The following is a 20,610-nucleotide window of genomic DNA, read 5'->3' on the forward strand; positions in this document are numbered from 1 at the left end:
CCTCTTATTATTTTTGTGTACTCGCAGGGCCCTCAGCTCATCGGGCCCTGTAAACCTGCCTGTCAGAAGGGGTAGACCGGCGCCTGGTCCTTGACCGTCACCCACTGCCATTGCGTGTATTCGTCCCAGTCCGCCGGGCCGCCGACGCTGCCGCCATTGCCCGAGGCGCCGCGCCCGCCGAACGGGTTGATGCACTCATCGGCGACGGTCTGGTCATTGATGTGCAACATGCCGCACTGCAACCGCTCACCGATGGCCATGGCCCGGCCTACCGACGGAGAAATGATCGCCGCCGCCAAACCGTACTCGGTGCGGTTGGCCAACTCGACGGCTTCATCATCGGTGGCGAAGCTGACCACCGTTGCCACGGGCCCGAAGACCTCCTCGTCGAAGGCCCGCATGCCCGGTTTCACGCCGCTGAGCACGGTGGCCTGGTAAAACAGTCGATCGTGCTCGCCGCCTGCCTCCAGCCGGGCGCCGGCACGCACGGAGTCGCTGACGATGTCGTGCACCCGTTTCAGTTGGCGCTGATTGATCAGCGGCCCCAACGCGGCTTCGCCCTGGGCGGCGTTACCGACGGTCAAGGCCCGGGCCTTTTCCACCAGTTTGCGGGTCAGTTCTTCGGCGATGGATTCATGGGCGAGGATCAACCCGGTGGCCATGCAAATCTGCCCTTGATGCAGCCAGGCGCCCCAGGCCGCGTTGCGAGCGGCGAGGTCGAGATCGGCGTCTTCAAGAATGATCAGCGGGTTCTTGCCACCCAACTCCAGCGCAACCTTCTTCAGGTTGCGCCCGGCCACTTCCGCGACCTTGCGACCGGCGCCGGTGGAACCGGTAAACGCGATCATGCGCACGTTAGGGTCGCGGCACAGCGCCTCACCGGCATCCGCCGCACCGGGCAACACTTGCAGCAAGCCCTTGGGCAGCCCCGCTACCTCGAACAACCGGGCGATAAGGAAACCGCCGCTCACCGGGGTCTGTGGATCCGGCTTGAGCACCACCGCATTGCCCGCCGCCAGGGCAGGCGCAACGGAGCGCATGGACAACACCAGGGGAAAGTTGAAGGGCGAAATCACCCCGACCACGCCATGGGGCTGGCGTCGCGCATAGGACAGGCGCCCCGCCTCGCTGGGCAGGACCACCCCATGGGCCTGGGACAGCAGGCCGGCGGCCTGATGCAACAGCACGATGGCTTCGCGTACTTCGTGTTGGCCCTTGAACAGCGCGGCGCCGGTCTCCCGAGCCACGTACAGCGCCAGTTCTTCGAAGGACTGCTCGGCCACGTCGGCGGCCTTGCGGAAGATCGCCGCGCGTTGCCGCGGGCCCAGCGCCGCCCACCCCGGCTGCGCCAGGGCTGCGTCGCGACTGGCCTTGGCGATGTCGGCGGAGTCGGCCGTGGCACAGCGCATCAACCGCTCACCGGTGGCCGGTTCAATGATCCATTGCAGCAGACCCGACGCAGGCACCCAGTCACCGTTGAAGACACATTCCGACTCGATCACCTGGGACAACAGGTGGCTTTTGGATGCAGACATTTAACACTCCCGGCTCTTTGTTGTTGTCATCGTTTGCCGCACCTGGAAGGTATCGACGCAAACGCCGTGCTAGTGCTTGAGCAAGCGCTGTGCCGGTTTTGCCCGCAGACCTTGATAAACCTGGCGCAGGGCTCTGGATCAATGGTCTGCATCGAGTGCAGGACTGATGACGCACCTGCCGACGTGGCCGTTGGCCAGCTGCCGCTTGTTCATTTGATAAAGTTATGCTTAATAACTATCTCGCCAGATGATCATTTCGATCACCCGCCATCAGGGGCATAACAATGAATAATCCCCACTGCCAGTTGCCGGATCACCGGATCGCCACCGAGCACTTCCGTCCACGGGGTGACAGCAACGAGCTGACCGACAGCAGTTCGCCTACGACGGCAGAACTCACCGCGTGTCTGTTTTTCTCCCCCGACGATGGCCGTATCTGGCTCAACGACCAGCGCATGTTGCTGCTGCACAGTTCATCCTTCGGGGCGTTGCGCCGGGAAATCATCGAACGCCAGGGGCTGGAACAGGCCCGTGGCATGCTCACCCGCACCGGCTATTCCTCCGGCGCCCGGGACGCCCGGCTGATTCGCGAACGCTGGCCCCACGCCGATGCCGCGGCGGTGTTTCGTGCAGGCACGCATCTGCACACCCTTGAAGGCATGACCAAGGTCGAGCCGCTGCATTTCAAGTTCGACGCCGATTCGGGGTTCTATGAAGGGGAATTTCTCTGGCATCACTCCTGTGAGGCCGACGAGCATGTCGCCGCCTATGGCACCGGGCAGGATCCGGTGTGCTGGACCGAACTGGGCTACGCCATCGGTTTCGTCAGCGGGCTGTTCGGGCAACTGGTGATCTTCCGCGAAGTGGAATGCCGAGGCATGGGGCACGAACGCTGCCGAGTCGTCGGCAAGACCGCCGAGCAATGGGGCGATGTCGAGCAGGACCTCAATTACCTCAACGCCTCACCGCCAGCGGTCGTCGCGCGCACCGACAGCCAGTCCGACAGTGTTGCCGGCACCGCCCCGCTGCCGGACAGCGAACAGCCGCTGATCGGTGCCAGCGCCGCCTTCAACGCCGCGACCCAAGCCTTGCAACGGGTGGCCTTGACCCCCGCCACCGTGCTGGTCAGCGGCGAATCCGGCGTCGGCAAGGAGATGTTCGCCCGCCAGCTGCACCAACTTAGTCGCCGACGCGATGGTCCGTTCATCGCCCTCAACTGCGCGGCCATCCCCGACAACCTGATCGAGGCCGAACTGTTTGGCGTCGAACGCGGTGCCTATACCGGGGCCACTCATTCACGCCCCGGTCGTTTCGAGCGAGCCCATGGCGGCACGTTGTTTCTGGATGAGATCACCTGCCTGAGCCTGGCCGGGCAAAGCAAGTTGCTACGCGCCTTGCAGGAGCGGGAGATCGAACGGATCGGTGGTGGCCACGGCATCAAGGTCGATGTGCGGGTCGTGGCGGCCACCAACATCGACCTGCGCAAGGCCGTGGCGGAAGGCGCGTTCCGTGAAGACCTATTCTACCGGCTCAACGTCTACCCCATCGCCCTGCCTCCCTTGCGCGAGCGTCGCGATGACATCCCGTTGCTGATCAATGCTTTCCTCAAGCGCTTTTGCCAGGAGTACGGCCGCACCCCGATGGGCCTGACCATGCGTGCCTTGAAGGTGCTGTTGCGCTATGACTTCCCGGGCAACGTGCGGGAATTGCAGAACCTCATCGAGCGCGGCCTGATCGCCAGCGAAGAAGGCCAGGCGATTGACCTGGTCCATCTGTTTCGCAATGAACAACTGCCGGTGGATGCGTATTCCGTGGACCTGCACGGCGGTCTCTCACCGATGGGCCTGGCCGCCAACGACGCCGCGGAAAAACCGGCCCTGCTCCAGTCCCTCAGCCAACTGGACTCGGACTTCTCCATTGACGGCCTGGAATCACGGCTGATCAACGAAGCCCTGCAACTGAGCAGCGGCAACCTGGCAGCGGCCGCACGCTCATTGGGACTGAGCCGGGCACAGTTCGCCTATCGGTTGAAGAAGCATCAACGAGGAGTCCCGGACTAAACCCCGAACCTGGGATCACCATAATTCCCCTGTGGGAGCGAGCTTGCTCGCGATGGCGGTGGGTCAGCTGACATTGATGCTGGCTGGGCTGACGCCATCGCGAGCAAGCTCGCTCCCACATTGGTTTCTGCGGAGCTGCAAGCTCTGCAACTCAATCCGTCGTGCTCGCCGCCAGTACGGCAAGCGTTCGGCGCTTGGGGTTCCAGATGCTCAGGCACCAGACGCCCCACCACTCCAGGCCATCGTCGAAATAATCGCTCCAGGGGGCCCGTGCCGGATCGTACTCGTCGCTGGCCGTCCAGTTGAGGTTGAAGTTATCGACCCAGCTCAACACCACCCCATCGGTACCGTCCTCGAGCCCAAGCAGGTCGAGCCATTCGCTGAACAGCGCCTGCGGGGTGTCGTCGCTGAAACGGGTGCCATAGGGCGGGTCGCAGAAGGCCGCGTACAAGGCATAAGTGTGCTGATCATCTTGGTCGATCCGCATGAGTCGAGCCCGTTCGTCCCGGTTCAGCGGCTTGGCGACGGCCTTGCTCAAATCCCAATCCATGGTGGGGGGCGCAGCCTCGGTATAGCGCGGGTCCAGAGTCAGTTGGCGATGACGCTCCAGCCATTGAGCCTTGAGGTGCTGGAACAACAGGTCCACAGCCTGACGATGAAGCACCTCATCAGCGGCATCACTCGCCTCGGGCACAAGCACCAGGAAATCGAAGGCACAACCGGCCTTTTCCATCCGCTGGCGCAGGGATGCGCTGGCTTGCTGTTCCACGATGCGCAACATGACAGTCTCCATCAAGCGAGGGGAAAAGCGCCCCGCCGGTACTCGCTGGGGGTCTGGTTCATCTCTATCCGAAAGTGCCGGTTGAAGTTGGACAAGTTGTTGTAGCCCACTTCAAAACAGATATCGGTCACGGGCATTTCGCTCTGCAACAGCAAGCGACAGGCGCGCTGGACCCGCAGCTTGCGCATCAGGTCAATGAAGCCGTGCCCGGTGATGCGCTTGAAGAACCGTGAGAAGCCCGGCTCGCTCATGTCCAATTGACGAGCGATCACCGACAGGCGCAGGTCGCCAGTGAGTTCGGCTTGCAGGTATTCGAAGGCTCTATGGATGCGCTCGGAGCTGCGCGCATCGAGGGTCGGCGCGTAGCAAGGGCTCGCCAGGCTCAAGGCCTCGTCGCCAGGGGCTTGGTTGAGGGTGTGCAGCAGTTCCAGGAACAGCGCCAACCGCGCCAGTCCCTGGGCCGGGCCGATGGCTTCCAGCAGGTGCGCGGCCCGCCGCGCGGTGTTGCCGTCGAAGGTCAGGCCACGGCGGGCGCGTTCGAACAGGCCCTGCAGATCGCCCAGTTCGGGCAGGGTTCGGCGCAAGGTCAGCAGCGTGGCACCGTCGAATTGCAAGACCACGTCACGCCCAGGCAGGTGCTCGCCCGGCGCCAGATCGCCCATCCAGTCGTGGGGCAAGTCCGGGCCAATCATCGCCACATGGCCTGGGCCAAACGGGCCGATGTAGTCGCCCGCCAGCAGTTTGCCGCTGCCCTGGCGGATCAGGTGGATTTCAAATTCAGGGTGATGGTTCCAACGCGCCATCGGGTACGGGTAGTCATGCTCGTACCAGCGAAAACTGTGTTCGGGCTCAGGCAGGATGACTTCCAGTTCGGCTGGTCGCTGCTCGAACAGCGGCGTTCGGTGATCAGGCATGTCGCGCCTCTTTTATCGTTATAGCGGGCACCTTACGCCGAGTGCGCAGCGGTTCGCCAGCCTCGGTCTGACCGCCCACTGATACTTTTTTAACCCGGCCCTGTCGCGCTCAAGGGCGTTAAAAAAGTATCAGCGCACGATCCTCCCTGCGTTTGTCGGCCTCCACAGGCGCTGCTGTAATCGGCTTGCCATTGGCGACGAACCGCTCAGCCCGACGCCACGGCCCCCACAACAATAATAATTCTGCGCCCAGGCGCAGCTCTGGAGAAGCTCATGAAAACAGTGCCCAAGGTGCTTGTCATGTTCGCGGGATTGTCTTTTGCCCTGGCCGGACAGGCCGCCGAGACCCTCACCATCGCCACGGTGAACAACGCCGACATGATCCGCATGCAAAAACTCTCGAAAACCTTCGAGAGCGAGCACCCGGACATCAAGTTGAACTGGGTGGTACTCGAAGAGAATGTCCTGCGCCAGCGCCTGACCACTGACATCGCAACCCAGGGCGGGCAGTTCGACGTGCTGACCATCGGCACCTACGAAACCCCGCTGTGGGGGGCCAAGCACTGGCTCGAACCGATGACCAACCTGCCCGCAGAGTATGACCTGGAGGACATTTTTCCTGCCGTTCGCCAAGGCCTCTCGGTCAATGACACGCTTTACGCCCTGCCCTTTTACGGCGAAAGCACCGTCACCTATTACCGCACGGACCTGTTCAAACAGGCCGGCCTGAGCATGCCCGAGCAACCGACCTGGAGCCAGCTCGGTGAATTCGCTGCCAAGTTGCACCAACCTGACCAGGGCCAGTACGGCCTGTGTCTGCGGGGCAAGGCCGGTTGGGGCGAGAACATGGCGCTGCTCAGCACCCTGGCCAACACCTTCGGCGCCCGTTGGTTCGATGAACAATGGAAACCGCAGTTCGACAGCCCGCAATGGAAGGCCGCCGCGCAGTTCTACGTCGATACGCTGAAGAAGTACGGCCCGCCGGGCCTGACCAGCAACGGGTTCAACGAAACCCTGGCGCTGTTCAACAGCGGTAAATGTGCGATCTGGGTCGATGCCAGCGTCGCGGGCTCCTTCATCACCGACACCAGCCAAAGCAAGGTCGCCGACCGTGTGGGTTTCGCTGCCGCCCCCATCGAAGTGACCCATAAAGGTGCTTCCTGGTTGTATGCCTGGTCACTGGCGATTCCCACCAGCTCCCGGCACAAGGACGCCGCCAAGGCGTTCGTGGCCTGGGCCACGTCCAAGGACTACATCCAGTTGGTCGCCAGGCAGGACGGCATCAGCAATGTTCCGCCCGGCACGCGCATGTCCACCTACAGCGACGCCTACCTGAACGCCGCTCCGTTCGCCCGGATCACCTTGAAAATGATGCAGAACGCCGACCCGGCCCACCCCACCGCCGAACCGGTGCCGTACGTGGGCATCCAGTACGTGACGATTCCAGAGTTCCAGGCCATCGGCACTTCCGTCGGCAAGCTGTTTACCGCCGCCCTCACCGGGCAGATCACGGTGGAACAGGCATTGGCCTCGGCGCAATCGAGTACCGAGCGGGAGATGAAGCGGGCCGGGTATCCCAAGAAATAACGATTGGTACCCGCCCCGAGGCTAGAAGGTTTGCCCCGCTGTGGGAGCAAAGCTTGCTCGCGATACAGGCACCTCGATTTCTGAGAGACCGCATTTGCTTCATCGCGGGCAAGCCTTGCTCCCACAGTTTTTTTTTGTACTTCGAAAAGGACAACCCCATGAAACGACTGGAAGGAAAAAGTGCCCTGGTGACCGGTGCCGCCCGTGGCATCGGCAGGACGTTCGCCCAGGCCTATATCTACGAGGGCGCCACAGTGGCGATCGCCGATATCGACCTGGAGCGGGCCCAGGCTACCGCCGCCGAACTGGGTGATAGTGCCTACGCGGTCAAAATGGACGTGACGGACCAGGCTTCGATCGATCAGGCCATCGAGGCCGTGGTGGCCCAGGTGGGCAAGCTGGATATCCTGATCAACAACGCCGCGCTGTTCGACCTGGCACCCATCGTGGAAATCACCCGCCAGAGCTACGAGCGGCTGTTTTCCATCAACGTCGCCGGCACGCTGTTCACCCTGCAGGCGGCGGCGCGGCAGATGATCCGCCAGGGCCATGGCGGCCGGATCATCAACATGGCCAGCCAGGCCGGTCGGCGTGGCGAAGCGCTGGTCGGTGTCTATTGCGCCACCAAGGCAGCGGTGATCAGCCTGACCCAGTCCGCCGGACTGGATCTGATCAAGCATCGGATCAACGTCAACGCCATCGCCCCCGGCGTGGTGGATGGCGAGCATTGGGATGGCGTGGATGCGCTGTTCGCCCGCCACGAAAACCTGCCCCTGGGGGAAAAGAAGCGCCAGGTCGGGCAACAGGTGCCCTATGGCCGGATGGGGACTGCGGAGGACCTCACCGGGATGGCGATTTTCCTCGCCTCGGCGGAAAGCGAGTACGTGGTGGCGCAGACCTATAACGTCGATGGGGGGAACTGGATGAGCTGATAATCTGCGATTTTATGGCCTTGAAACGACGGAAATGGACTTATTCGCCTGAAAGTTGATCCCACTATTTGAGGATTATCCCGAACGCTACCCAACTGTGCCGTTCCAAGGGATTTCAAAAGAGCGTGAATACCGTTGCCCCAGCGGGGCAAAAATTGCGCATCATAGGCGCCGTCCGCTCAAGGGAGATTTACATGCGTGCCATTTCATCCGTCATGGGTCTTGTCGTGCTGTCGCTGGGCCTGGTTTTCGCCGCCAGTGCCACGGCCACCGAAGAGACGCAACTGGTCGAGTCCATCAACCTTTACCGCAGCCAGTCCCAAAGCTGTGCCGGCCAGGCCTCGCTGGAGTTGCCACCGCTGGCGATGGATTCCCGGCTGATCCTGTCGGCCAATGGCATCGGCGACCTGCAGCAGGCGCTGGCGCGGGCGGCCTATCCAATGGTCAACGTGCAGGCCATCAGCCTGTCCGGGCCGCGCGATGCGCAATCGGCCATGAAAGCCGTCCAGGAAAGCTTCTGCCAGGTAGTACTCGACCCGCAGTTCGTCGACATCGGCGTCAGCCGCCTGGACCGCGAATGGCGCATCGTGCTGGCGCGCCCACTGTTGTCGGCGCGCCTGGGTGACTGGCAAGCCGAGGGCCAGAAGCTGCTGAAGCTGATCAACAGTGCCCGCACCCAGCCACGTCGCTGCGGCACCGAAACCTTCGCCGCCACAACGCCGCTGGCCTGGAACGCCACCTTGGCCCTGGCCGCCGTGACCCACACCCGGGCCATGGCCAACAACAATTTCTTCGACCACAAGGACCGCGACAACCGCATGCCGGGCGACCGCGCCGAATTGGCCGGCTATCTGGGCCAGTTGATCGGCGAGAACATCGCCGCCGGACAGGACACCGCGCTCAAGGTGGTGGACGGCTGGCTGGCCAGCCCGGGGCACTGCGCCAACCTGATGAACCCACAGTTCCGCGAATTGGGCGCCGGGTATGCGACCGATCCGAAAAGCGATGCAGGGATCTATTGGACGGCGATGTTTGGCACTCAATAGCGCGGTGGCCGGGCCAGCGCTTTCGCGAGCAAGCTCGCGCCCACAGGGGGCGTTGTGGTGGCCGTGCAATCAAGTTCCACCACCAGCCAATGTGGGAGCGAGCTTGCTCGCGATAGCCATTGCTCGATCAACCTCAGTGTCCGTGGCTGAGCAGCACCTGTCGCAAATGCTGCATGAACTGGCTCAATGAAGGTGATTGGGCCACCGGCTTGCGCTGCAACAGGCCGATCGAGCGCTTCGCCGGCTGGTCGATGGCGGTGACAGCACACTGCTCACCGATGTTGAACACCGCCGTGCAACTGGCCGGCAACAGAGAAAATCCCAATCCTTCGCGCACCAGGGCCGTGGCCGTGCTCATGTGCGCCACTTCCCAGGCCGGCACAGGGTCAACGTTCAAATAGCGCAACGCAGCGTCAGCCAGGGGCCGGATGCTGGTGTCAGGCGTGAGGGCAATATAGGGTTGCCGCTTCCAGTCGTCCTGGCCGTCACGCTGCGGGTCCTTTTGGCTCAGCAACACCAGGTTGTCATCCAACAGGCGCACAAAGCTCAGTCCGGACAGATCGTCAGGCAACGAACTGATGCCGGCGTCCACCTCTCCTCGCTGCACCCAGCCCATGACTTCCCCGGCGCGGCCGTCTAACAAACTCACCGTCACGCCGGGGTTTTCATGCTGGAAAGAAGCAATGGCAATGGGCAGGAATGACGCCGCAGCGGTGGGCAAGGCCGCCAGCCGGAGCGTGCCACGGCTCAGGCTCAGAGTGTCACGAGCATCGCGCACGGCGTCGTTCATGTCCCGGAGCATGCGCCGGGCCTGGGGTAGAAAATGCTCACCGGCCGGAGTCAGCTCGACGCTGCGGGTATTACGCGCGAGCAACTGCAGCCCCATGCTCTCTTCCAATTTGCGGATGCTATAGCTCAGCGCCGGCTGGGACAGGTGCAACTGTTCGGCCGTGCGGGTAAAGCTCGAAGTCTCGGCAATAAGGATGAAGGCACGAAGCTGACGAAAAGAAACGTTCATGACCCACTCATAAAATTAATGAATCAATTGATTCTATCTTTAAAATTCACAGAATAATCCAGTCTCTCCACTATGGGGCCACCCCTCAGTGGAAAGCGACATGACAAAAACAATTCTCGTCGGCTGCGGTGCCGGTTTCGCCAATGATCGACCCGACGCCGCCCTGCGCCTGGCACAGGACCTGGCACAACGCAGCGGCAAGCGCTACATCATGCTGGAACTGCTGGCTGAACGGACCCTGGCCGAGGCGCAGCTACGCAAGCGCCTGGACCCGCAGGCGGGATACTCCGCGCGTCTGTTCGATTTCCTCGAGCCCATGCTGGACGTGTGCATCGAGGCCGGCATCCCGATCATCACCAATGGCGGCGCCGCCAATCCCAGGGCGGCCGCGCAACGGTTGCGCCAGACGCTGGCGGGCCGCTTCCCTGCACTGAAAATCGCCTGTGTGCTGGGTGATGACCTGTTGGAAGAAACACCGCCCCGTTACGAACGGTGGCTGTCCTCGGAGCCCTTGGAGCACCCCGTGTCGGTGAACGTCTATACCGGAGCCGACGGTATCGCCCAGGCGTTGGCCGAGGGCGCTGGCATCGTGCTGTGTGGCCGGGTCGCGGATCCGTCGCTGGCCGTGGGGGCGATCCGCCATGGGTTGGGTTGGTCGGCTGACGATTGGCAGAAAATGGCCGTCGCCACCACCGCAGGCCATCTGCTGGAGTGCTGCACCCAGGTCACCGGCGGCTATTTTGCTCATCCTGGGATGAAAGACGTTCCGGACCCGGCCAATCTCGGCTGCCCCATTGCTGAGATCCATCAGGATGGCCGCCTGATCATCGGCAAAACCCGCAACTGCGGCGGACGGGTCAGCGAACAGACCGTCAAGGAACAACTCCTTTACGAAGTACACGACCCTCGACGCTATCTGACGCCGGACGTGGTGCTGGACCTGGGCCAGGCCCGTGTACAGGACTTGGGTGATGACCGTGTTGAAATCAGTGGCCTGCTGGGTCACCCGCGTCCCGACACGCTCAAGGGTCTGGCGGGTGTGCGCGGCCTCTGGTTCGGCGAGGCGGAAATATCCTACGCGGGCCCCGGCGCCGTGGCGCGTGCCGCGCTGGCGCGGGAAATCCTGCTGCAGCGCTTCGACCAATTGGCACCCGGGGTCCAGCCCTGGATCGACCTGTCCGGGGTCGCCAGCCTCTTCAACGACCAGGGCGGTCGATATCTGCAACAGCAACTGACCCAGGCGCCCGCCCTGGAGGATGTGCGCGTGCGCATCGGCCTGACTCACACCGACCGACGGCTGGTGGAGGCCCTGCTGGCAGAGGTCGAGTCGCTCTACACCAACGGGCCGGCGGGCGGCGGTGGCGTCCGGCGACACCTCGCCGAGACCGTTACCACCCGCAGTTTCCTGCTGCCGCGAGATGAAATCCATACAACCCTGGAGTGGTACTGATGAACCTGGTCACCCTCGCCGACTATGCCCATGCCCGTGCTGGCGACAAGGGCAACATTCTCAGCATCGCCCTGTTTCCCCACGATCCGGCCCACTATCCGTGGCTGCTACGGGAATTGACCTGCGCCCGAGTGGCCGAGCAATTCGCGACGCGACAACCCTCCAAGGTGCATCGCTATGAACTGCCGAACCTGAATGCACTGAATTTCGTGCTCGAGGACGCCCTGGAGGGCGGTGTGAATCGCAGTTGCGGTCTGGATCGCCATGGCAAGAGCCTGAGTTACCTGCTTCTGGCCTTGCGCCTGCCCGGACCGCAAGGCTGATCGACTCACCGCCCGCGAACCTTCGACAACAATAAAAAAGAGAGGCTGCAACATGATTACAACCCTGGGTTTCCTGATGATGCTCGCCATCATCGGATTGATATTGCTGCGCAGGATCAGTCCGGTGGTGGCGTTCACTACCCTTCCCGTGATCGTTTGCCTGCTGGCCGGCTTCAATCTCGGCCAGATCGGCGAATTCATCAAGGCCGGCCTGATCACGGTGGCCCCGACCGCAGCACTGTTTCTGTTTGCCATCCTGTTTTTCGGCATCATGCGTGACCGGGGCTTGTTCGATCCATTGGTCAACCTGCTGATCCGCAGCACAGGCGGCAAGCCGCTGGCCGTGGCACTGGTGACGGTTTTGGTGACGTCAGTGGTCCATCTCGACGGCGTCGGCGCCGCCACGTTCTTGCTGACCATCCCGGCCCTGCTGCCCTTGTATAAGCGCCTGAACATGAGCCCGGCGATGTTGCTGTGCCTGGTTGGCACCACGGCCGGCGTGATCAATATGGTCCCTTGGGGCGGAACGACCGCACGCGCTGCCGCAGTGTCGGGGCTGGATGCCACCCAACTGTGGCTAGGCTTGCTGCCGGTGCAGATGGTGGGCCTGACGTGCATGCTCGTTGTCGCGACAGTGTTGGGCTTGCGCGCCCAGCGTCGCCAACCGATGTCGCTGGGAGCGGCTGCAACCTGTGACATGGACAGCCTGCAACCCCAGGACCGTGAATTCGCCCTCTCCCCCCGGGAGCTGCGTTACTGGCTGAACGTGGCGCTGACCGGTGGGATCCTGGCGTGCCTGTTCACCGGCATTTTTCCCTTGTATGCGTGTTTCATGGTGGGATTGGGCATCGCCCTGCCCTTGAACTTCCCGTCCCTGGACGCCCAGGCCGAACGCCTCAAGGCCCATGCGGCCGATGCGCTGCAAATGGTCCTGGTGATGATGGCCGCCGCCGTCCTGTTGGGCGTGCTCTCCGGCGCGAAGATGTCCGACGGCATGGCATTGGCACTGATCGATATCATGCCAGCCGGTTCTGCCCAATACCTGCATGTGATCGTCGGTTTCTTCGGCGTCCCCCTGGGGATGATCTTCTCACCGGACGCCTACTATTTCGCCCTGCTGCCGGTGATCAGGGACGTGGCCGCTGCCGCGGGTGTCCCCCTCGAGGCCGTGGCCCGGGCCATGCTGATCGGTGAGAACACTGGATTCTCCATCAGCCCGGTGGTGCCCAGCGTGTACCTCGCGCTGGCGTTGTCCGGCGTAGAGCTTCGCAAGCACATCGCCTATACGTTCTTCTGGGCCTGGGGCGTCAGCCTGGTGATGCTCGGCTTCGCCGTGATGACTGGAGCGGTACAGGTTTGAGCAGGCGGTGAATGCGGTGCTGACGGATGCGTTTGATGAGGGCCAGGCACTGCTGCCTCAAGCGTTTGGAGGCGATTGTCCTTGGGGGCGGTGTGTATATCCGTTGTTGCGGTCGTGGCGGCTTAGGGTTCCGCCCTGACGGCGGGTCACTTTCGAAAAGCCCGGAAGCCGGCCCAGTCAAAAGTAACCAAAGCGCTTCTGCCCCACCACTTGGCACCTCGCCTAGGCTCGGTGTGCCCTCACTCCGGCATTGCTCCGTGGGAGCAAAGCTTGCTCGCGAGGCGGCCTGGCAGCCGGCCTATCTCTCCGGCCGTACCCGATCTTATTGTGGGAGCGATCTTGCTCGCGATAGCAGTGTGTCAGTCAATATTTGAATTGAATGATGAATTGCAATCGCGAGCAAGCTCGCTCCCACAGGAGAAGTTCCCACAGGAGAAACGCGATCACCCAGAACCAGGTCGGCTGTTAGGCCGCCTCGGGGAGGACGTTGATCTCGGGCGCCCCGTTAACCACGATGGCCGAACGCAGGCATTGTGGAGTGGGCATCCCGGCATGGATGCCGGGATAGCCGCGCTGGGCCATGGATGGCCCTTCGCGGCGGGCCCACGGAGCAATGCCGGAGTGAGGGCACACCGAGCCTAGGCGAGGTGCCAAGTGGTGGGGCTGAAGCGTTTTGGTTACTTTTGACTGGGCCGGCTTCCGGGCTTCTCAAAAGTGACCCGCCGTAAGGGCGGAACCCTAAGCCGCCGTTACCGCAGCAACGGATATGTACCCAATCCAATCCAAAAGAAAACGGCGCCTTCCCCTACCTCGGAAAAAGCGCCGTATCCTTAAATGAACAGCATTACGCTCAATGCGCAGCGTTCTTGTACCTCACCAGACAGCGTCCGGCTTACAGCGCCATGTCAGCCGCTGGGTTGGCCTCACGGGGAGCCGCCGGCTTGGCCGGTGCCGCGGTGGCGCCTGGCTTGCCGATTGCCGGTGGCGGGTCCAGTTGCAGGACGTCGCTGGTGTAAGCCCATTCCTGGGCTACACGCTCAGGGCTATCGTTGAGCTTGGTGCCGTAGCTCGGCACGATCTGGTGCAGTTTTTCCTGCCAGGCCGGGCTGGCGACCTTGTCCTTGAAGACCTTCTCAAGCACGGTCAGCATGATCGGTGCGGCAGTCGAGGCGCCTGGCGAGGCACCCAGCAGGCCGGCGATGCTGCCGTCCTGGGACGCGACCACTTCGGTGCCGAGTTTCAGCACGCCGCCCTTCTCTTCGTCACGCTTGATGATCTGCACGCGCTGGCCAGCCTGCCACAGGCGCCAGTCTTCCTGCTTGGCCTCCGGGAAGTACTCTTTCAGGGCGTTGAAGCGATCTTCATCCGACAGCATCAGTTGACCGGCCAGGTACTCGACCAGTGGGTACTGTTCGATACCAACCTTGGTCATCGGCCACACGTTGTGAGTGGTGGTGCTGGTCAGCAGGTCGAAGTACGAACCGTTCTTCAGGAACTTGGTGGAGAAGGTTGCGAACGGGCCAAACAGGATCACGCGCTTGCCATCAAGCACGCGGGTGTCCAGATGCGGAACCGACATCGGCGGTGCGCCCACCGAAGCCTTGCCGTAGGCCTTGGCCAGGTGCAGTTGGGCGACGGTCGGGTTTTCGGTGACCAGGAACGAACCACCCACCGGGAAACCTGCGTATTCACGCGCTTCCGGGATGTCGGACTTCTGCAGCAGGTGCAGGGCACCACCGCCTGCGCCGATGAACACGAACTTGGCGTCGGTCTCGGTTTCGGTACCGTCTTTCAGGTTCTTGTACGAAACGCGCCAGGTGCCGTCTTCGTTGCGGGTGATGTCTTCCACTTCGCTGGACAGCTTGAGGGAGAAGTTCGGCTTGGTTTGCAGATAAGCCGCGAATTGGCGTGTGATTTCGCCGAAATTCACGTCGGTGCCCAGTGGACTCCAGGTGGCCGCGACTTTCTGGCTCGGGTCACGCCCTTGCATCATCAGCGGCACCCACTTGCTGATCTGCTCGCGATCTTCGGAATACTGCATGCCGGCGAACAACGGGCTGGCCTGGAGGGCTTCGTAGCGCTTCTTCAGGAACGCGATGTTCTCGTCGCCCCACAAAAAGCTCATGTGCGGCGTGGAGTTGATGAACGAACGCGGGTTCTTCAACACGCCGTTCTTGACCTGCCAGGACCAGAACTGACGGGAAATCTGGAAGGCTTCGTTGATTTCGATGGCCTTGGAGATATCGACCTTGCCGTTCTTGTCTTCCGGCGTGTAGTTCAGCTCGGCCAGCGCAGAGTGACCGGTACCGGCATTGTTCCAGCCGTTGGAGCTCTCTTCGGCAACACCGTCCAGGCGCTCGACCATTTCCATGGTCCAGCCCGGCTCCAGCTCATTGAGCCAGACGCCGAGTGTCGAGCTCATGATGCCCCCACCAATGAGCAAGACATCCACTTTTTTTGGCTCGGCGGCGTGCGTGGTCGCAAGACCCATCGCCATCGCCAGGCCCAGTAGCGCCGTGTGTGTTTTCTTCAACATGTGTGTATCCCTAGGATGAACGCCATTCCGTCCACCTGTCCTGATCAAGGATAGACCACGTCCATGGCCGGCAACGCCAGCAGGGCGGCTATCGAGAAGGACCGGAGGATGGACCTACAGGGCCGAGCAATACGTCGGCCTCTCGTTTATGTCTCTCCGGCGCTGACTTCTTGTAGGTCTTGGCTTCAGCTGGGGTGAGGGACGCTGCAAACGGTGTTCATCGGGCCAGACGTGGCCGTGCCCGATTGTCGCAGCGGGGGGGAGTTTACATAAGGAAATAAACAGACCGAAGCGTCTTTTTACATTCCTGGCAAAAACGCCGACCAAATGACGGCATTTTGCTGGCTCTCGGGACCGATTGACCTATCCAAGCATCTGACTCAACACCGCCCGCAACTTGCCAGGCTTGACCGGCTTGTTGAGCAGCGGCGCATCCAGCTTGCGCAAGGCGCGGCGGCACTGGTCGCTGCGGTCGGCGGTGATGATCACCGCCGGGATCGCCTGGTGGAAATGCTCGCGCAGGTGCTTGACCACTTCACACCCCACGACCCCGTGATCCAGGTGGAAATCCGCCAGGATCAGCTCCGGCGCACGCCCTTGCAGCACATCAAGGGCGCCCGCTTCGTCGGTGGCGGTCAGGACTTCGCAGCCCCACTGCCCCAACAACGCCGCCATGCTTTGCAAGATGCTCAGTTCATTGTCGATCACCAACAAACGCCGCCCCGGCAGCGGGTTGCCGGCGACCGCCTGTATGGGCATTTGAGCAATGGGCAGCGGTTTTTCGGCTGACAGTGGCACCTCGATGCTGAACACCGAGCCACGCCCCGGACGGGAACGCACTTGGACCCGGTAGCCAAGGATACGGGCGATACGTTCGACAATCGCCAGCCCCAGGCCCACGCCTTTGCGGTCCGCCGCCCGCCCGACGTCCAGTTGATTGAACTCCAGGAATATCGACTCCAAGCAGTCGGCGGCAATGCCGCGACCGGTGTCCCAGACTTCCAGGCTCAACCGCTCGCCCCGACGCCGTGCAGCCAAGAGAACACCGCCCTTGTCGGTGTAGCGGCAGGCGTTGCTGAGCAGGTTGCGCAGAATGCGGGTCATCAATCGCAGGTCAGTCAGCACGGCTTCATCGCCAAACCGCACCCGCAGCTCCAGCCCGACAGCGCCTGCCACCGATTGGAATTCCGACACCAGCGGCGCCAGTAACTCATCCAGTCGATACGGAGCCAGGTCGGGCCTGACCTCCGCCTGGTCCAAACGGGAAATGTCCAGCAGGTCTGTGAGCAGATCTTCCGCGCCTTCCAGGGCCTGGTGGGTACGCTCAACCAGCACATGTTCGGCGGTGGGCAGTTGGCGTTCGCGCAACGTGGAAATCAACAGGCGGGCGGCGTTGAGCGGTTGCAACAAGTCGTGACTGGCCGCTGCCAGGTATTTATCTTTGCTGCGGTTGGCCGCCTGTGCGGCGTCGCGCGCGTCGCGCAACTGCTGCTCAATCAGCTCTCGCTGGGCGATCTGTTGTTGCAGGTTACGGTTGGCCTCCAGCAGCGCATCGGTGCGCTCGGACACCCGCTGCTCCAACTGGTTGTTGAGCTGTTGCAAGTATTGCCGGGCCAACTCCAGCTCATCCAGACGCGCCGCCAGTTCTGGGTAGTGGCTCTTGCGCGTCGAGTGATTGCCCAGCCCCAGCAGCCCTTCCAGGGCTTTCTGCTGCTCGTCAGAGGGCTTCGCCATAAACGACCTCGACATCCCGTTGGCTCGACTCCCGAGGATTGGTGAGGATGCACGGGTCGTGCATCGCATGCTGCGACAGGAACGGAATGTCCGAGGTGCTCACACCGTGCAGGCCCAGGGTCTCGTGGAAACCGATGGTGTGCTTGAGGGCAATCAGGTGTTCCACCAGCCGAGTGCGGATCTGGCGGTGGTTGAGCCCCCGGCAGTCGATGCCCAGCGTCTCGGCAATCACCTTGAAACGGTCCGGCGCCGAGTTGTAGTTGAACGCCACCACGTGCTCCACCAGCACCGCGTTGCACAAGCCATGGGGCAAATCGAGGAAGCCGCCCAGGCTGTGGGACATCGCGTGCACCGCGCCGAGGATTGCGTTGGAGAATGCCAGCCCGGCCTGCATGCTGCCCAGCATGATTTTTTCCCGCAGGGTGATGTCCGCCGGGTTGGCGATCATCTGCACCAGGTTGCCGTTGATCAGGCGCATCGCTTCCAGCGCATGGGGGTCGGTCAACGGGCCATGACCGGTGGACACAAACGCCTCGATGGCGTGAACCAGGGCGTCGATGCCGGTACAGGCCGACAGGAACGGGTCCATGCTCAGGGTGGTTTCCGGGTCGATCAGCGACACGTCCGGTACCGCCGCCTTGCTGACGATGGAAAACTTCATGCGTTCTTGCTGGTTGGAAATGATCACGAACTGCGACACATCGGCCGAGGTGCCGGCAGTGGTGGGAATCAAGATCAAGGGCGGGCTGGGCATGTTCAGCATGTCGACACCCTCGAATTCGAGGATGCTGCGACCATGGGCGACGACAATGCCGATGGCCTTGCCGCAGTCCATCGGGCTGCCGCCGCCAATCGCAACGATGACGTCGCAATGGTTTTCCCGGTACACGTCGGCACCGAGCATCACTTCCTCGACCCGGGGGTTGGGTGAGACGGCGCTGTAGAGACAGTAATCAATGGCCTGGGCCTGGAGGCTGGCTTCGACATCGGCCACCCACCCGGCAGCGATCACGCCGGGATCGGTGACGATCAGCACCTTGCGTGCGCCGAACGTCTTGGCATAGTTGCCAACATTGTGCCGACAACCGGCGCCGAACATGATTTCAGGTGAAACGAACTTGCGCAGCGGGCTGAGACTCATCTTTTCAGGTACGTGGCTCATCGGTAAGCCTGTTCTTATTGTATTGGGATACCCTGAGCCTAAAGCATCCCACCGTGATTGCAATCAGACCAAATGGTGAGCCCGGCCTGAACGCGTCAGGCCGGGCCGGCACTCATCGGTTGGCGAAGTACATCGTCACTTCAAAGCCAATACGCAGGTCGGTGTACGCGGGTTTAGTCCACATGGGTCTTTCCTCTTCTTGTACCGGGCGATTCCGGCAAGGTCATTAATGCACGCCGCGCCCGAGGCTCGAATGCTACTTTCGAAGCGGTGGGTGGGGTGCGTTGGTAGCAATTCAGGAGAGCGACAAAACCCATTGTGAGAGCAAGGCTTACTGTGGGAGCAAAGCTTGCTCGCGATTAGTCGCCTCGGCCTGACCGGAGACCGAGTCGCCTGTATCGCGGGCAAGCCTTGCTCCCACAGCAAGCTCGCTCCCACAGGGTGTCGTGCTGTGTTATCGGGTTAGAAGAACCCCAACGGATTGATGTCGTAGCTCACCAGCAGGTTCTTGGTCTGCTGGTAGTGGTCGAGCATCATTTTGTGGGTTTCACGCCCCACGCCGGACTTCTTGTAGCCACCGAACGCGGCGTGCGCCGGGTACAGGTGGTAGCAGTTGGTCCACACGCGACCGGCCTTGATCGCCCGGCCCATGCGGTAGGCGCGGTTGATGTCGCGAGTCCACAGGCCGGCGCCGAGGCCGAACTCGGTGTCGTTGGCAATGGCCAGGGCTTCGGCTTCGTCCTTGAAGGTGGTCACACCCACTACCGGGCCGAAGATTTCTTCCTGGAACACACGCATTTTGTTGTGGCCCTTGAGCAGGGTCGGCTGGATGTAATAGCCGCTCGACAGATCCCCCTCGAGTCGCTCGGCAGCACCGCCGGTGAGCAGCTCGGCGCCCTCTTGCTGGGCAATTTCAAGGTACGAGAGGATCTTGTCGTACTGCTGCTCGGAGGCCTGGGCGCCAACCATGGTCTCGGTGTCCAGCGGGTCGCCGCGCTTGATCTTGGCGATCTTCTTCATGACTACGGCCATGAACGATTCGTAGATCGACTCCTGCACCAGCGCCCGGGACGGGCAGGTGCAGACTTCGCCCTGGTTGAAGAACGCCAGCACCAGGCCTTCGGCGGCTTTCTCGATGAAGGCCGGCTCGGCCTGCATGATGTCTTCGAAGAAGATGTTCGGCGACTTGCCACCCAGTTCCACGGTGGACGGGATGATGTTCTCGGCGGCGCATTTCATGATGTGCGAGCCCACCGGGGTGGAACCGGTGAAGGCGATCTTGGCGATGCGCTTGCTGGTGGCCAGGGCTTCACCGGCTTCGCGACCGAAACCATGGACGATGTTCAACACCCCTGGCGGCAGCAGGTCAGCGACCAGCTCGATGAAGACCATGATCGACAGCGGCGTCTGTTCAGCCGGCTTGAGCACGACGCAGTTACCGGCAGCCAGGGCCGGGGCGAGTTTCCAGGCGGCCATCAGCAGCGGGAAGTTCCACGGGATGATCTGCCCGACCACGCCCAGCGGCTCGTGGAAATGATAGGCCGTGGTCAGTTCGTTGATCTCGGCCGCCCCACCCTCTTGGGCGCGGATGCAGCCGGCGAAATAACGGAAATGGTCGGCCGCCAGCGGCACGTCGGCATTGAGGGTTTCGCGCACGGCCTTGCCGTTGTCCCAGGTTTCGCTGACGGCGAGGATTTCCAGGTTCTGCTCGATACGGTCGGCGATTTTCAACAGCACCAGGGAACGGTCCTGCACCGAGGTCTTGCCCCAGGCATCGGCTGCGGCATGGGCGGCATCCAGGGCCTTGTCGATGTCGGCGGCGCTGGAGCGTGGGAATTCGGCAATGACTTCGCCATTGACCGGGGACGTGTTCGTGAAGTATTCGCCGTTGACCGGCGCGACGAATTCGCCGCCGATGAAGTTGCCATAGCGCGGCTTGAAGGAAACGACGGCGCCTGGGGTTCCGGGTTGTGCATAGATCATGATGGGGCCTCTGCCTGGTCGATGCCTGTCACGGGACAGGCGATAGGCCGATGGTAGAGAGCCCCGCCTGCCGGACGAATGCGTCGTTGGCAGGGGGGACTCTCGTTATTTGGTCGTAGATTTTGCCGCGATCTGAGGTTGACCCGGGCTTTTTTGTGGGAGCGAGCTTGCTCGCGATGAGGTCGGCAC

Annotated in this window: 16 protein-coding genes; 7 read left to right on the top strand and 9 right to left on the bottom strand. The window is 62.3% G+C overall.

Annotation, left to right across the window (positions count from 1 at the left end; translation table 11 throughout):
* Positions 1 to 62: 62 nt before the first annotated feature.
* Positions 63 to 1,535 carry a benzaldehyde dehydrogenase gene (locus AB4O09_RS16875; RefSeq protein WP_003201487.1) on the bottom strand — a complete coding sequence of 491 codons (1,473 nt, stop codon included), beginning with the start codon at positions 1,533 to 1,535 and terminating at the stop codon, positions 63 to 65.
* Positions 1,536 to 1,819: 284 nt separating this feature from the next.
* Here AB4O09_RS16875 and AB4O09_RS16880 point away from each other — a divergent pair, with 284 nt between their 5' ends.
* Positions 1,820 to 3,595 (top strand): sigma-54-dependent Fis family transcriptional regulator, encoded by a 1,776-nt coding sequence (locus AB4O09_RS16880; RefSeq protein ID WP_027911730.1) that lies wholly within the window; start codon positions 1,820 to 1,822, stop codon positions 3,593 to 3,595.
* Positions 3,596 to 3,746: 151 nt separating this feature from the next.
* On the opposite strand, the gene AB4O09_RS16885 is transcribed toward AB4O09_RS16880, so the two are convergent.
* Positions 3,747 to 4,376 carry a hypothetical protein gene (locus tag AB4O09_RS16885; protein WP_038859610.1) on the bottom strand — a complete coding sequence of 210 codons (630 nt, stop codon included), beginning with the start codon at positions 4,374 to 4,376 and terminating at the stop codon, positions 3,747 to 3,749.
* A gap of 11 nt (positions 4,377 to 4,387) precedes the next feature.
* A complete protein-coding gene (locus AB4O09_RS16890) occupies positions 4,388 to 5,290 on the bottom strand; it encodes a helix-turn-helix domain-containing protein (protein WP_003201480.1) in 903 nt (300 codons plus the stop codon).
* A gap of 273 nt (positions 5,291 to 5,563) precedes the next feature.
* Between AB4O09_RS16890 and AB4O09_RS16895 the strand changes: the two genes are divergently transcribed.
* The 3 genes from AB4O09_RS16895 to AB4O09_RS16905 all read left to right on the top strand — a co-directional run bounded on the left by AB4O09_RS16895 (position 5,564) and on the right by AB4O09_RS16905 (position 8,855).
* Complete coding sequence (locus AB4O09_RS16895; RefSeq protein WP_013693260.1) at positions 5,564 to 6,877, top strand: ABC transporter substrate-binding protein; 1,314 nt, start codon at positions 5,564 to 5,566, stop codon at positions 6,875 to 6,877.
* A gap of 158 nt (positions 6,878 to 7,035) precedes the next feature.
* Positions 7,036 to 7,809, top strand: a complete 774-nt coding sequence (locus tag AB4O09_RS16900) for an L-iditol 2-dehydrogenase (protein ID WP_033028109.1) — start codon at positions 7,036 to 7,038, stop codon at positions 7,807 to 7,809.
* Between the two features lie 194 nt (positions 7,810 to 8,003).
* On the top strand, positions 8,004 to 8,855 hold the full coding sequence (locus AB4O09_RS16905) for a CAP domain-containing protein (protein WP_013693258.1): 852 nt from the start codon (positions 8,004 to 8,006) through the stop codon (positions 8,853 to 8,855).
* A 133-nt stretch (positions 8,856 to 8,988) separates the two neighbouring features.
* Here the strand turns inward: AB4O09_RS16905 and AB4O09_RS16910 are convergent, their stop codons facing one another.
* Positions 8,989 to 9,873, bottom strand: coding sequence for a LysR family transcriptional regulator (locus AB4O09_RS16910; RefSeq protein ID WP_003201473.1), 885 nt, complete (start codon positions 9,871 to 9,873; stop codon positions 8,989 to 8,991).
* A 100-nt stretch (positions 9,874 to 9,973) separates the two neighbouring features.
* Here AB4O09_RS16910 and AB4O09_RS16915 point away from each other — a divergent pair, with 100 nt between their 5' ends.
* Genes AB4O09_RS16915 through AB4O09_RS16925 form a run of 3 tightly spaced genes read left to right on the top strand, consistent with a single transcriptional unit; the run spans position 9,974 to position 13,006 of the window.
* Positions 9,974 to 11,323, top strand: coding sequence for an acyclic terpene utilization AtuA family protein (locus AB4O09_RS16915; protein ID WP_013693257.1), 1,350 nt, complete (start codon positions 9,974 to 9,976; stop codon positions 11,321 to 11,323).
* Complete coding sequence (locus AB4O09_RS16920; RefSeq protein ID WP_003201468.1) at positions 11,323 to 11,646, top strand: AtuA-related protein; 324 nt, start codon at positions 11,323 to 11,325, stop codon at positions 11,644 to 11,646. The genes AB4O09_RS16915 and AB4O09_RS16920 overlap by 1 nt, the downstream gene beginning before the upstream one ends.
* 52 nt (positions 11,647 to 11,698) lie before the next feature.
* Positions 11,699 to 13,006, top strand: coding sequence for a CitMHS family transporter (locus AB4O09_RS16925; protein WP_003201465.1), 1,308 nt, complete (start codon positions 11,699 to 11,701; stop codon positions 13,004 to 13,006).
* An 892-nt stretch (positions 13,007 to 13,898) separates the two neighbouring features.
* Here the strand turns inward: AB4O09_RS16925 and mqo are convergent.
* The 5 genes from mqo to exaC all read right to left on the bottom strand — a co-directional run bounded on the left by mqo (position 13,899) and on the right by exaC (position 20,421).
* Positions 13,899 to 15,542, bottom strand: a complete 1,644-nt coding sequence (gene mqo, locus AB4O09_RS16930; protein ID WP_003201461.1) for a malate dehydrogenase (quinone) — start codon at positions 15,540 to 15,542, stop codon at positions 13,899 to 13,901.
* Positions 15,543 to 15,905: 363 nt separating this feature from the next.
* On the bottom strand, positions 15,906 to 17,276 hold the full coding sequence (locus tag AB4O09_RS16935) for a hybrid sensor histidine kinase/response regulator (RefSeq protein ID WP_003201459.1): 1,371 nt from the start codon (positions 17,274 to 17,276) through the stop codon (positions 15,906 to 15,908).
* Positions 17,260 to 18,417, bottom strand: coding sequence for an alcohol dehydrogenase-like regulatory protein ErcA (gene ercA / locus AB4O09_RS16940; protein WP_085983279.1), 1,158 nt, complete (start codon positions 18,415 to 18,417; stop codon positions 17,260 to 17,262). The genes AB4O09_RS16935 and ercA overlap by 17 nt, the downstream gene beginning before the upstream one ends.
* A gap of 133 nt (positions 18,418 to 18,550) precedes the next feature.
* The gene (gene pqqA / locus AB4O09_RS16945) at positions 18,551 to 18,622 is read right to left on the bottom strand and encodes a pyrroloquinoline quinone precursor peptide PqqA (protein ID WP_003243383.1); all 72 of its coding nucleotides are present in this window, start codon (positions 18,620 to 18,622) and stop codon (positions 18,551 to 18,553) included.
* A 278-nt stretch (positions 18,623 to 18,900) separates the two neighbouring features.
* Positions 18,901 to 20,421, bottom strand: coding sequence for an acetaldehyde dehydrogenase ExaC (gene exaC, locus AB4O09_RS16950; RefSeq protein WP_003201456.1), 1,521 nt, complete (start codon positions 20,419 to 20,421; stop codon positions 18,901 to 18,903).
* Positions 20,422 to 20,610: the final 189 nt, after the last annotated feature.

It is taken from the genome of Pseudomonas sp. H1_F01, from assembly GCF_054681425.1.

Excerpts from the sequence above, each read along its gene's own strand:
- AB4O09_RS16880 (WP_027911730.1), top strand. The coding sequence starts at position 1,820 with ATGAATAATCCCCACTGCCAGTTGCCGGATCACCGGATCGCCACCGAG.
- AB4O09_RS16900 (WP_033028109.1), top strand. The coding sequence starts at position 7,036 with ATGAAACGACTGGAAGGAAAAAGTGCCCTGGTGACCGGTGCCGCCCGT.
- AB4O09_RS16920 (WP_003201468.1), top strand. The coding sequence starts at position 11,323 with ATGAACCTGGTCACCCTCGCCGACTATGCCCATGCCCGTGCTGGCGAC.
- AB4O09_RS16910 (WP_003201473.1), bottom strand. The coding sequence starts at position 9,873 with ATGAACGTTTCTTTTCGTCAGCTTCGTGCCTTCATCCTTATTGCCGAG.
- AB4O09_RS16915 (WP_013693257.1), top strand. The coding sequence starts at position 9,974 with ATGACAAAAACAATTCTCGTCGGCTGCGGTGCCGGTTTCGCCAATGAT.
- exaC (WP_003201456.1), bottom strand. The coding sequence starts at position 20,421 with ATGATCTATGCACAACCCGGAACCCCAGGCGCCGTCGTTTCCTTCAAG.
- AB4O09_RS16935 (WP_003201459.1), bottom strand. The coding sequence starts at position 17,276 with ATGGCGAAGCCCTCTGACGAGCAGCAGAAAGCCCTGGAAGGGCTGCTG.
- AB4O09_RS16885 (WP_038859610.1), bottom strand. The coding sequence starts at position 4,376 with ATGTTGCGCATCGTGGAACAGCAAGCCAGCGCATCCCTGCGCCAGCGG.
- AB4O09_RS16895 (WP_013693260.1), top strand. The coding sequence starts at position 5,564 with ATGAAAACAGTGCCCAAGGTGCTTGTCATGTTCGCGGGATTGTCTTTT.
- ercA (WP_085983279.1), bottom strand. The coding sequence starts at position 18,417 with ATGAGTCTCAGCCCGCTGCGCAAGTTCGTTTCACCTGAAATCATGTTC.
- AB4O09_RS16890 (WP_003201480.1), bottom strand. The coding sequence starts at position 5,290 with ATGCCTGATCACCGAACGCCGCTGTTCGAGCAGCGACCAGCCGAACTG.
- mqo (WP_003201461.1), bottom strand. The coding sequence starts at position 15,542 with ATGTTGAAGAAAACACACACGGCGCTACTGGGCCTGGCGATGGCGATG.
- AB4O09_RS16875 (WP_003201487.1), bottom strand. The coding sequence starts at position 1,535 with ATGTCTGCATCCAAAAGCCACCTGTTGTCCCAGGTGATCGAGTCGGAA.
- AB4O09_RS16905 (WP_013693258.1), top strand. The coding sequence starts at position 8,004 with ATGCGTGCCATTTCATCCGTCATGGGTCTTGTCGTGCTGTCGCTGGGC.
- AB4O09_RS16925 (WP_003201465.1), top strand. The coding sequence starts at position 11,699 with ATGATTACAACCCTGGGTTTCCTGATGATGCTCGCCATCATCGGATTG.